Below are 12,625 nucleotides of genomic sequence, written 5' to 3'. Positions count from 1 at the left end.
TACACACCTTTTTCAACAGCATCTTCCCCCCCAAAACACTATAAAGTTTTCAGCACTTTGTAGAGAGTCAATTCTTTGTGTATATCCATATTCATCGGTGCGTCCAAAATATGTTTTACCATTTACTAATTCAATAAAATAAGGATAATACGCAATAGGCTGACCAGTGGTTTTATTTATAGCTAAAATTTGTTCATCATAATTACATTCACTCTCAAAATTTGCACTTTGTGGAGATATAATTTCATCGCTTAAAAGAGTTACATCAAGGGTTGCATTAGGACACCCCGAGGTTATTGTTGCACCGCAAGCAGTTCTTGAACCAATATGAGCCACTTGGCGACCACGTCCAAATACACTTTTTGCACCAGTTATAATTGGATTTGGACCATGTTCAGGACAGTCATAAATATCACCAACTCTGGCTATAGGTCTACCATGAACCATAATGGTTTCTGCCCCTGTAATGATTTTTCCACCGTGACTTCCTGTATCACCAAGACACGCAATAGGAACTTGTGCCATAATAACATACCCCTGTTTATTAGTATTCTCCTGAAATAATTATGTTCTTGTCTTATTAAGGCTAAATTTTTAACACATTTTGACACATAATTTTAAATAAAACAACTCTAAACAAACAATATAAACAATCTACAACAATAAAAGCCCTTTCTTTTTTAATAAGGGCTTTTATTAGGTCTAACACACCGTGATTATTATAAGAAAGTATAAAAAACTTACACAACAAACTTCCTATCGCTTAAGCTCTTATAACAGCCCGGTAAACTTCCAAAATGGATATAATCCAATCAATAAAAACAAGAACGTAGCGACTGTCTTTATCGTACCAATCACAATAAAGTCTTTCATCTTAATTATCCCAACGCTATAAAGAAAAACACTGGGGGCTGATTCATGAGGGAAAATAACCTGATCCCCTGCAAGAATAAGAGGCATAACACCACTTAACGGATTCATGCCAAGTTCCATGGCTATTTGCGCAAAAGGAGCAGATAACGCAGCAGCGAGAGCATATGGGGTCATAAATAAGTTAGCAATAACACCAACTATATTTAATGCTCCCAAAGCAACGACATGGTGGTGCCCTGCTAACATAGGAGTAACCGTAGTCGTAATCAGCTTGCTTATACCTAAAGCGTTCCCCACATTACCAATGGTGAGACAGCCGGCAACAAAGAGTATCATACTGAAGTTAACTTTTTTAACAGTCCCTTCGTTTGCTACGTTTATACCGGGTAAGAAAAGCAAATATGGTAAGGTCATAAAAGCGTAAGCAGGCTTTAGTCCTGTTAATGAACTTGTAAACAGATATATCATCATAAGAGATACAACGACTGATACAATTCTTTGATCTTTAGACATAGCACCAAGATCTTTATAGCGATTGGTAAAATATTCTTTACCTCGTTTCAAAACTTCATGTTCACAAGGAAAAAGTTTAATTAAAAAAGCTACAAGAACTAAAAGGAATAAACCCAATAAACCGTTATACACAGCCATATCATACCACTGAATTGTAAAATCTGGCATAATAGTACGAATGTTGGTTTCAACTAGAGAGTTCCGTACGGCATCATAAAAAGTACAACTCCAGCTCATGCCTCCCATAAAACCGGCAAAACCGATAAGGGCAGACTCTTTACCAATTGGAAGATCCAAAGTTTTTACAACTCCGTAGGACACCATAACCATGATAATATAAGCGTTACCAAACGTGGCAATATTAAGAACAAAGCCAGTGAATAAGATACCATAAATAACACCGGTGTAGCTTCCCCCACATTTACTTATGCAAAAGAGAGAAATCCGTTCTAAAAGCCCTATTTTATCTAACACTTCTGCCAAAATCAACAAACCTAAAATCATCCAAACCGTATCACCGGTAAAAACGCTAAAGGCAACCGTTGAATCTACAAGCCCACTTAAAAGATACGCTGTTGGAATAAAGATAGATGCAACAAGAAGGGGTAATAATTCAAATCCGACAAGCAGAATAGCAAAAATTGTGATTGAAAAGAAAAGTCTTAAATGGGGTGTGTATACTTCTGAGAGTGGAATACAAAAAATTGTAAGAGGAATAAGAAAACAAGTTAACCATTTTACAGTTGATGAGTTAAGTTTCGCCATAAATTTACTCCATTTCACACTGCCGCTTTAAGCGGGTTAAGTTTCGTTACCAAAATGAAAACGACATTTTGCAATAAATATTTCCCAACCTCCTTTTATTGAATTTCTAGAATAGATTTAATTTTTGTTTTAGGTAAAACATGCGAACCTTAAGTAAAACAATAAATTAATATAATATGCTATCTATGGTTAAGGCAAAAAAGATGCCAATAACCTGTTCAAAGCAAAATCACTCCGTATTTCATGGGAATTTCAGCTTTTTGAATTGATTTGAATCCATAGTTAACAAAAGGTTATTTCGCAAAAAAATAGTTATTCAACCAAAACAAACCAAAAGTTGGCACAATATGACCATATTTCTGCAAAATAAACCCAACAGTTGGCACAAGCTGGTTTTTATTAAATCAAGGCAGCTTTGTTCTTTAGAAATGGCTTAGTTTCTTTTAGTGGAATACATATTGCACAATATATTCAAAACTTGCGTGCCGAACATTGGCGTGCCAACAAAGGAGTACATTATGAATGTAGGATTTATTGGTCTTGGAATGATGGGTGAAGGAATGGTTAGTAACCTTTTAAAAGCCGGGCATACCGTTAAAGGCTATGATATTTCAGCCGCTGCACTGGAACGGCACGCTAAAGCCGGTGGAATAGCAACAAAGTCTATACAAGAAGTTGTGAAAGACGTAGACGTTGTTATGACCATGTTGCCAACAGGAGCCCATGTCGAAAGCGTTCTTTTTGGTAAAGATAACGCAGCCGCCCTTATGAAACCCGGAACAATTGTGATTGATAGCAGTACTATCCTTCCAAAAACAACAGAAAGCATCGCAAGTCGTCTTAAAGAAATGGGTCTTGCCATGTTAGACGCTCCGGTCGGAAGAACTTCAGACCACGCTTGGTCAGGCACTTTAATATTTATGGTTGGCGGAGATGCCGCACATTTAGAAAAAGCTCGCCCTCTTTTAGAGGCTATGGGCGAAGTTGTATATCATTGTGGTTCTAATGGTGCGGGAATACGCTCTAAAATTATAAACAACTATATGTCTATAGTATTAAACGTACTAACAGCAGAAGCCTTAACTTTAGGCGATAAAGCCAACCTCGATAGAGAAACTTTAATCAAAATACTTATGGGAACTCCTGCCGGTCGTTCTCACTTGGCAACAAGTTATCCTGCTAAAGTTTTTAAAGGCGATATTAGCCCGGTCTTTATGCTTGACCTCGCAGCTAAAGATTTAGGTTTGGCAATTCAAGTTGGTGCAACAGACGGTGTTCCGTTAGCAACAGGTGCGGCGGCTCTACAAGTATATACAACAGCTCAGACTCATGGACGCGGTCGTGAAGACTGGACTGCGATGTTGGTACACATGCATGAACTCGCAGGCTTAAAAAAATAAAGCTCAAGTTAAATATAATCAACTTCTTAACTTAACGATAATTTATCAATAAAACAAGAATTGCAGTCCATAGGCGTATAAAAACAATGATGAACTGCAATTCTTCTTATATAACATAGCCTAAATATTTATGTCTTAAAGCTAGTATACTTTATCTCTATAAAGACCATTGCAGAACTTCGTTTTGCGTGCTTTTTTCATCGTTTTATGCTCTGTATAAACATTGAATAAAACGTCTTAAGCCACAAAAACCACTCATTTCACAGAAAAATTAAATTTTCCCTTTGTTTCTGGTGAAACACCGAAGCCCCAAGCCCCCAAATCTTCATGTCAGGCAAAGCCAGCTTAGTGGCTTATTATTCGTTGATTTTTTGAGTTTCTTTCCGGAGTATCTTTCCAGAGTATCTTTCTGGCGAAATCCACTTAGAGACTATTGTGCAATAGTCTCTAATTAAGTTACTTCTTTATACTTTGAAGGAACCAAGTTATATTTTCTTAACTTATATTGTAAGGTAGAACGAGGAATACCAAGCAAAACAGCAGCACCCTTAGCTCCACCAACTTTCCCCTTAGCCATAACAAGCACTTTTTCAAGGTGCGACCTTTCCGCATAGCTAAGAAACTGAGAGTCTTGTTTTGTTTCTAAGTGTAAATCGGTATCATTTTCTCTTCGTAAAACAGGGGTAACATCAGTTATCGATTGAACATTTGTTGTATTTTGAAGTTTATTATCCGCTGAAGACGTTAATGTTCCTCTATAAGCACCTGTACTTAAATTTTGTTCCAAGCTATTTTGAGTGCTACTTTGTTCAAGCAATGGAAGCAACTCGCTTGGTCCAATTACACCACCTTGACTTAATATAAGTAGGCGAGATAAAAGGTTTGAAAGTTCTCGGATATTTCCCGGCCAGTGATAGTCTTCGAGCATTTGCAAAGCCTCCGGGTGAAAAGACGCCGGAAGACAATTCATATCATGAGCATGAATTTTCATAATATGTTCCAATAAAAAAGGTAATTCGTTTTCTCTATCTCTTAAGGGTGGAACTTGAACGGTAGCTACACCTAATCTATAAAAAAGGTCTCTGCGAAACTTTCCTTCAACCATCAAATGATGAAGGTCTGCGTTGGTGGCGGAAATACAACGTGTGTTAATTGATATTGAACGGTTTTCGCCAACTCTTTCTAATACGGCATCTTGCAAAACATGTAAAAGTTTTGCCTGAAGTATAATATCTAAATCCCCTATTTCATCGAGAAAAATACTGCCGTTATTTGCCAATTCAAAACGCCCCATACGGCTTTGAGAAGCACCGGTAAAAGAACCTTTGGCATGACCAAAAAGTTCACTTTCAAAAAGAGTTGGAGAAATAGCAGGACAGTTCACTTTTACAAAGTTATAAGCTTTACGCAGGCTTTGACGATGGATAAAGCGTGCTATAAATTCTTTTCCCGTTCCGGTTTCCCCACAGATCAGCACAGGTGCATCGCTTTTTGCCAAAAGAACAACTTGGCTCATCAAAGTTTTCATAGTTAGACAATTGTAAAAAAAACGAGACTCTTCATGTTGCAAATTATCGCCACTAAGCAAAGTATTTACTTGCCTGCTTAACCGTTCATTTTTCTTATTTAACTTGGCATACATCAGCATGTTTTCAACAGCCAGAGCAACCTGAACAGAAATTTTTTCCAAGAAAAATCTTAGTTGAGCATCGTTTTCACTAAGAGTTCTGGTAAAAGAGACACACAAACCGCCAATAGATTTATTGCGACTAAGCAGTGGGAATGCCATAGAAGACTTAAGACCTGCTTTGATCATCTGGGTTACGGCATCATCTTTAGGACATTTTGTTAAGTCTGGTTCAATTACTGATAAACGAGTATCAATAGCCTTACGGGCAAACGGACCACGTAACGGTATATCAACACTATCCATACTTTCAACAACAATACCGTCTGCTTGTGAAAACCATGATAAACTATCGTTTTCATAATCATAAAGACTAACGCTACAACGATCAAAACCAATAATCGGCTTTAATACTTTGGCTATACTCTTAAAAAGCCCATCTGGGGTAACTTCACGAACTAAAATGTTATTAATTTTTAATAACGTTTCATAAAACGAGTCTGAATGAATATTCATATACTACTCCAAGATATGGCATAGTAAATTATGCATAACTAAATAAAACCATTGAAAAATACGCTCTACATTCTTTTATCACCGGTTAAACCTGCTGATGTAGAATATAAAACATCTTAAACCACAAAAACCAAATAAGCCCTGACACCACCGACAAAAATATGCACGGTAACACCAGGGCTCAAATCTAAACATTTTTGTACTATGGTACACTGTTGAAAATCTAATAGTTCTGTTGCTACTTTGCGACAAATATAAGTACAAGGTATATAAATAAAATCTAGCAAAACCTATGCACAATTCAATTTATAATTTAATACCTGAGCCCTGTCCATATTTAAAAAACATCAAAATTATTATCTATTGTTAACACCAATATACAAAACCACATGATCTTTTTGAACAGAATAAAAGGTTTTATTTCTACAACTATCTTAAAAAAAATTAGTTATTTTTGCAAGATAGAACAGTTTACTCTTATTCTACTCCCAGCTTTTTATATATCTCTGGGAGTTTTTCTTTTATTTTAGCACTAACTTGATCATATAAATGTACCCCATGGCTATCCATGGCAACAGTTAATGGACCAAAGTTTTTCACACGAAATCTATATAAAGCCTCTGGGTGAAGTTCTTCAAAATACACCGCTTCGACTTCTTCAATCTGTTCTGTTTCTAATGATGCCGCCCCACCAACAATGGCAAGATAAACAGCACCATATTTTTTCATGGCATCAAGGCTACCCTGATAAAGACCGCCTTTACCAATAATTGCACGCACGCCATACTGACCTATTAACCCCGGAGTAAATCTATCCATACGAGTGCTGGTTGTTGTTCCAACACATATTTTTTCCCACTTATCGCCAACTCTACGTAAGCTTGGAGCGGTATGAATACAAGGCATTCCCTCAAGGCTAACAGGCGGAGGATTTCCCTTATCAAAAATATGTATTTGTGTCAGATCGCGAATTCCAAACAAAGGACCATCAAAATATACTATATCACCGGCATGTAAAGAACGAATAACCTCTTCTGAAAAAGGTGATGTAAGGTGATGAGTTTTGCTCATGGTAACTCCTTTAAGCAAAATAAATTTTTAAAAACTTTTAGCCTAATTACAAATCAAAACCTAGAGTTTAAAACCCGTATGTAACCTTGCCTTCAGGTGTGATTATGGCACGAGCACGACGAGCCGGCCAACATTGTGTATTAACAGCCACAGGATTTTGGGTGATGTGGGTGTAGGCGGCTTCTATATGAACGGCAAGACAGGAAACATCACCACCAAGCCCCATAGGTCCACGACCCGTTGCGTTAATAGCGTCTTCTAACTCCACTTCCATTTCAGCTAACATTGGATCTGGGTTGCGTTGACCAACAGGTCTTGCAATTGCATCTTTGGCTAATCTCATAACCAAGTCAGCAGTACCACCAAGACCTACGCCGATAATACCCGGAGGGCATGGGTTAGCACCTGATTCAATTACTGTATCTAAAATGAATTTTTTTACGGCTTTGATCCCATGTTGAGGATAAAACATTTGCATTTTGCTCATATTTTCTGAGCCTGAACCTTTTGGTAACATCAGAATATCAAGAGTATCTGAGTCTTCTACAAAATCAAAATAGATGACTGGTAAACCAACACCAACAGAGGTTTGTGGATTAATACGAGTAATAGTGTGAGTAGAGCTACTACGGAATGGAAACTCTTGAGTTGCCCTTTTTGCACCTTCGTAAAGGCTTTTTTTGATAGCGGCACCATTCCACGCATAACCGGAACCTATTTTTACTTTATAAATAGGTAAGCCCGTATCCTGACAAATCAGTGTTTTTTTAGTATCTGCTATTTCAATGGCTTTAAACATAGCTTCAAAAATACTGCGAGCAGCGGGGTTGGTTTCACGAGCATAAGCTTTTTTTAAAGCTTCACGCACATCAGGTGGTAAATCGCAAAGAGCTTTAATATAGAGTTGCTTTGCGGCTTCTTCTACTATGGAATAATCAAGTTCTTTCATTTTAATGATCTCCTCTTATAAAATTCAAGGTTAAAACAATCTGTTATTTCCAACTTTTGCGTAGTTCTTCCGTGGAAACTTCAATTGGTTGCCCGTTCTTTTTAAAATCCAAAGAAAGAATGAAGGCTGCCAGATTGTTTAACTCCTCTGGTTTTAAGGCATAAGCCGGCATAGTACTTGATGGAAATACTGAGGTTGGCTTTTCTATGTAATTAGCCAGATACTTGGCTGTTCTGTGTTTACGCACAACATTGCTAAGATCGGGGCCTGTGCGGTGTCCGCCCTTTCCTAAAATATTATGACAATATGCACATTCACGTTCTACAAATATTTTAAGCCCGGCTTTTTGTTCCGTTGTCAAGGTTCCTGAAGGTATCACTATAGTTTTATTATAGGGTTTAGCCTCTTGATAAGCCATAACAGTAAGGAAGGTAACACAAACTATAAAGGTTGTACCAATAGCAAGAGATATTGGTCTATTGATTATACCCTTCATACGACTTTCGCTGATAAAAGGAACAAACAATACAAGTAAAGCACCACCTATTGGTATAACCAAGCTGCCTATCATATCCCATGTACCAGAAAAATAGGTCAACAACTGGAACAACCACATATAATACCATTCCGGTCTAGGCAGGTAATCAGCAATAAAAGTTCCCGCTTTATCTTCCATATGAACCGGAACAAAATAAGCTAGAGAAAACAAACCAACTAACAAGATAGCCATAGCAATACTTGATCTATTCATATGCTCTGGAAAAAATCTATATGGCTTACCTGTTTCTTCCGGTAATTTTTCACCGGCAACACGTTCTCTAGGGTCTGAAAGGTTATGCACTCTAATAAGATAAATATGCATTGCCATAAATATAAGCAAACAAGCCGGAAGGATAAGTGTATGGACAGCATAAAAACGAGAGAGGGTAAACCCTGACATGCCATCACCGCCAAGTATAAAGCGGGTAATAAAATTACCAATACCGGGATAAGAATTCGGAATATTTGCTCCTACTATTGTTGCCCAATATGCTTTCATATCCCAAGGAAGCAAATAACCGGTAAAACCAAGACCAAGAACAACAAAAAATAAAAATGCTCCGGTTACCCAAGTTATTTGACGAGGAGCCATAAAACTACCATTTAAGTAGTTAATCATAAGATGGCAAAAAACCAATAAAACCATTGTTCCGGCACCCCAATGATGCAGACCACGAACAAGGCTACCAAAAGGAACTTCATTGGTAATAAATTGGACAGAGTCCCAAGCCTTATCAGGAGACGGAACATAATAAAACGCCAAGATCATGCCGGTAATAGTCATAATGATAAAGGCAACAGCACACAAAGTACCAAGAACAGCACTCCACCCTGTTTTTTGTGGAAGCTTCTTATATAAAAATGGTTTTAAGTGAGTTTCCCACCCAATACTTTTTAAAAAGTTCATTATACTACCTCCACCTTGACAATATTGTCTTCTACTCTCCACTGTAAGCGGTCAAGAGGGCGTGGTGGCGGACCGGCCAACACTTTACCGTCTCTATCAAAAGCTCCGCCGTGGCATGCACATTTAAAGCGTTCACTGACATTATCCCAAGAAACAGAACAGCCCAAATGTGGACAACTACTGCTAAATAACACAAAATCTTTTTCAGTGTCGCGACGTACCAAAACTGGTTGTTGAACATCTTGTTTGTGGAAAGCGTTTTTTCTTGTATATTTCAACATTACTGTATTGATACTTCCAATTGCAAAACCATCAACAGAACCAACCGATACCCATTGTTTCGGCTGATCGTTTAAGGTCGGACCTACTGCGGCAACACCAAGAACTCCGCCAAGGGCAAGAGCGGTACCGACGCTAATCAAACCGGCTGTACTTCTTAAAAAACTACGACGTGAAGGATCAACTTCTTCGTGTTTAGCATGACAACAACAAGAAGCTGTGCTTTCTTCTTTCGGCGGTTTAGGTGGTAACTCTTCAGCCGGGTGAGCTTCAATTGGTGCTATATCTTTAAGGTGAGTAACCGCAAGACGTTGTATATATTTAATCGCACGTGTGCCACTGATCTGTTTTGGACAAACTTCGGTACAGTTAAATTCCGTACGACAATTGTAACAAGAATCTAAGGCTCTGGTTAATCTTGGAACAAATAAAGCATCACGCTCATCTGCGAGCAAGGTAAAGGCACGGTTAAGAGCCGCCGGACCTGAATATCCCTCATGATTGTTAACCATAGTACAACTTGAAACACAACAGCCGCAAGCAATACAGTCGGTTGCCATACCTATATCTATACGCTTCTTATTGCTAGGTAAGATAACATAAGGTTCATCACGTTGTTCTTTTGGCTCAAAAAACGGAAGTGTGTCTTCATATTTTTCAAAGAAAGGTCCCATATCCACAACAAGGTCTTTAATGACCGGAAAGTGGTTTAATGGACGCAAAGTTATATCTTGACCGGCAGGCACATCACTTACGTTTGTTTTACATGCCAATCCTTCGCGTCCATTAATGACCATACCGCATGAACCACACATATTTACACGACAAGCAAAGCGAAAAGACAAAGATGAATCTTGTTCTTTCTGTAACCGAATTAGAACATCAAGAATTGTCGTTATTTCCGGGTGTTCAATATTCAACGAATATGTATCAAAGTGTCCTGCGTCTTTTTTTTCCGGATCATAACGGAAAACTTTTACCGTACGCAGGTTTTGTGAAGATGTCATATACTACTCCTTAGTCTAATAGATAACAAACCAAACAACGCCCATAATAGCCAGGCCAATACCTAACAACCAAGGAATCAAATAAGTATGATACTTAATATTCACGAGGTTACAATCAAGTATAATGACACGTAGCCCAAGTGCGGCATGAAAAACTAAGGTCAGTAAGAGCATAAACTGTATAAAAGGTTTATAAGTATAAAACATATGTAGAGTCAAAAAGATAATGATAAAAACGGCACTGATACGCTGCAGTAGCCATGCCCACATACCCACATGAGTGCGTCCTCTACGATATGGGTCAGACTCTCCCCATTGCATTGCTTTTTTGTATTCTAATTCAGGTGTTTTCATATAAAATTCTCCATTATACTATTTTATTTTTTTTTAAATTTTTGACATTCTTCAAGAGACTTAATGTTAAAAACCACATCTCGTTTTTCAAACTGAGGCAAACCATCATCACCTTTCCAAAGAAAAGTATTAAACAAGCCATAGTCATCACGTTGATCAGGAAAATCTTGTCTTGTATGAGCTCCGCGAGTTTCATCTCTTTGCAACGCAGATAACGAAGACATTAAAGAAACATCAAGCATATTGAGAGTATCAAGATAAATAGTGTAAAGCATATTGTAAGCGAGGCTACCTGTAACAGTCGCTTCAGCAACAGTTTGACGCATATTTTTAAAACTTTGATAGGCATCTTCGAGATCTGTTTTATTACGCACGACGCCAACTTTAAGCCAGTTTATTTCTTGTATTTCTTTACGATTTTCTATCGGGTTGCGACCGCCTTTGGTATTAAACGGCATAGAAAGTCTTTCAATCATGCTCTCGACAAGTCCGCTAGCCGTTTTGACTATGTTGCGGTTTTCTTTGGAAGAAAGGAATTTTGCCAAAGAAATACCTGCCTGACGACCATAAACACAAGACTCGCAAATACCATTTCCACCAAGTCTGTTGGAACCATGCACACCACCTGCATCTTCACCTGACACAAAAAGTTTGTGTAAAGAAGCATGACAATCTTTATCTATAGTTGCACCGCCCATAAAGAAGTGAGCAGAAGGAGATACGGGAACACGTCCTCTAGCTAAATCATAGTTAAACTGCTTACAACGCTCAGCCATTCCAGGGAAATTTTTAAGAACAAACTCTGCACCAAGGTGAGCGGCGTCAATATGAACACCACCTTCAGGACAAGCTCTACCTGCCATCATCTCCATATATGCAGAGCGGCTGACTACGTCTCGAGTAGCTCTTTCTTCTACATCGGGAGCATACTTTTTCATATAGCGTTCGCCGGCTCCGTTATATAAATGAGCCCCGGCACCACGCAAACCTTCTTCAAGCAAAGCACCGGCAACAACACTACCGGGAATAATAAGCCCGGTCGGGTGAAACTGGATCATCTCCATATCTCGCATAGATGCACCGGCACGATAAAGCATAGCAATTCCGTCCGCAGATTTTTCAGGTCCGGGTGCATGAAAACGATATTGAGTAGGACCACCACCGGTGGCAACCAAAGTGGCGGCGGCTTCTACAACAACAAAAGTACCGGTACGCATATTAAACAGTAAAGCACCGGTTACTATTTTACCTGTTTCATCGAGAAGCAATTCAACCGCTCTGGTTTCTTCCAAAACAGGGATACGGCGTTTTATAACTTGTTCTGTTGTACGGCTGATAATTTCAATTCCCGTAAGATCTCCCTTATGAACAGTACGGTCAAAACACTGTCCGGCAAAGGCTTTTTGGTGAATATGTCCATCATCTCTTCTATCAAAAAAACAACCGGATACGGTTTCCAACTCTTTTACCGTGGGCGTTGCTTGTTCTACAAGAGTCAACGCCAAAGTCTGATCATTTATATATTGACCACCCTTTAGAGTATCCATTAAGTGTTTTTCATGCGAATCGCCGGGATCAAGCACAACATTAAATCCACCCTGAACCATACGACTACACCCACCCTTACCCTTAACCGCTTTTGTGGCGATAAGAATTTTTAGCTCGGGGTTTGCATCATAGGCATAGATGGCTGCCAGTTCTGCGGCGGCACCCATACCAAGGATGAGTACGTCTACAGTGTGTTTTTGTATCATAAAATCCAACCTCCTAAAACCATTTATAGAATTTTTTATACTCTAAACTATTTTAATATTATATTTCTAA

10 protein-coding genes are annotated in these 12,625 nt (G+C 38.5%); 1 reads left to right on the top strand and 9 read right to left on the bottom strand.

What is annotated here, in order from left to right; all coding sequences use genetic code 11:
* Positions 1-12: 12 nt before the first annotated feature.
* Both BT999_RS05705 and BT999_RS05700 read right to left on the bottom strand, forming a co-directional pair.
* A complete protein-coding gene (locus BT999_RS05705) occupies positions 13-525 on the bottom strand; it encodes a PAAR domain-containing protein (protein ID WP_072696811.1) in 513 nt (170 codons plus the stop codon).
* Between the two features lie 246 nt (positions 526-771).
* A complete protein-coding gene (locus BT999_RS05700) occupies positions 772-2,151 on the bottom strand; it encodes an SLC13 family permease (protein ID WP_072696810.1) in 1,380 nt (459 codons plus the stop codon).
* 518 nt (positions 2,152-2,669) lie between these two features.
* On the opposite strand from BT999_RS05700, the gene BT999_RS05695 reads away from it, so the two are divergent.
* Positions 2,670-3,551 carry an NAD(P)-binding domain-containing protein gene (locus BT999_RS05695; RefSeq protein ID WP_072696809.1) on the top strand — a complete coding sequence of 294 codons (882 nt, stop codon included), beginning with the start codon at positions 2,670-2,672 and terminating at the stop codon, positions 3,549-3,551.
* 451 nt (positions 3,552-4,002) lie between these two features.
* Here BT999_RS05695 and BT999_RS05690 read toward each other — a convergent pair whose 3' ends face one another.
* The 7 genes from BT999_RS05690 to BT999_RS05660 all read right to left on the bottom strand — a co-directional run bounded on the left by BT999_RS05690 (position 4,003) and on the right by BT999_RS05660 (position 12,555).
* A complete protein-coding gene (locus BT999_RS05690) occupies positions 4,003-5,694 on the bottom strand; it encodes a sigma-54-dependent Fis family transcriptional regulator (protein ID WP_072696808.1) in 1,692 nt (563 codons plus the stop codon).
* A gap of 477 nt (positions 5,695-6,171) precedes the next feature.
* Positions 6,172-6,765, bottom strand: a complete 594-nt coding sequence (locus tag BT999_RS05685) for a FumA C-terminus/TtdB family hydratase beta subunit (protein WP_072696807.1) — start codon at positions 6,763-6,765, stop codon at positions 6,172-6,174.
* Between the two features lie 67 nt (positions 6,766-6,832).
* Positions 6,833-7,714, bottom strand: coding sequence for a fumarate hydratase (locus tag BT999_RS05680; protein ID WP_072696806.1), 882 nt, complete (start codon positions 7,712-7,714; stop codon positions 6,833-6,835).
* Between the two features lie 43 nt (positions 7,715-7,757).
* The gene (locus BT999_RS05675) at positions 7,758-9,161 is read right to left on the bottom strand and encodes a cytochrome b N-terminal domain-containing protein (RefSeq protein ID WP_072696805.1); all 1,404 of its coding nucleotides are present in this window, start codon (positions 9,159-9,161) and stop codon (positions 7,758-7,760) included.
* Positions 9,161-10,447, bottom strand: coding sequence for a 2Fe-2S iron-sulfur cluster-binding protein (locus BT999_RS05670; protein WP_072696804.1), 1,287 nt, complete (start codon positions 10,445-10,447; stop codon positions 9,161-9,163). The genes BT999_RS05675 and BT999_RS05670 overlap by 1 nt, the downstream gene beginning before the upstream one ends.
* Before the next feature lie 15 nt (positions 10,448-10,462).
* Positions 10,463-10,801 (bottom strand): succinate dehydrogenase/fumarate reductase transmembrane subunit, encoded by a 339-nt coding sequence (locus tag BT999_RS05665; protein WP_072696803.1) that lies wholly within the window; start codon positions 10,799-10,801, stop codon positions 10,463-10,465.
* 23 nt (positions 10,802-10,824) lie between these two features.
* Entirely contained in the window at positions 10,825-12,555 is a 1,731-nt protein-coding gene (locus BT999_RS05660; protein ID WP_072696802.1) for an L-aspartate oxidase, read from the bottom strand.
* Positions 12,556-12,625 lie beyond the last annotated feature (70 nt).

It is taken from the genome of Desulfovibrio litoralis DSM 11393, from assembly GCF_900143255.1.
Lineage (GTDB): Bacteria > Desulfobacterota > Desulfovibrionia > Desulfovibrionales > Desulfovibrionaceae > Frigididesulfovibrio_A > Frigididesulfovibrio_A litoralis.
The sequence above is the reverse complement of the archived record's forward strand: the minus strand, read 5'-3'. Positions and strand labels throughout refer to the sequence as shown.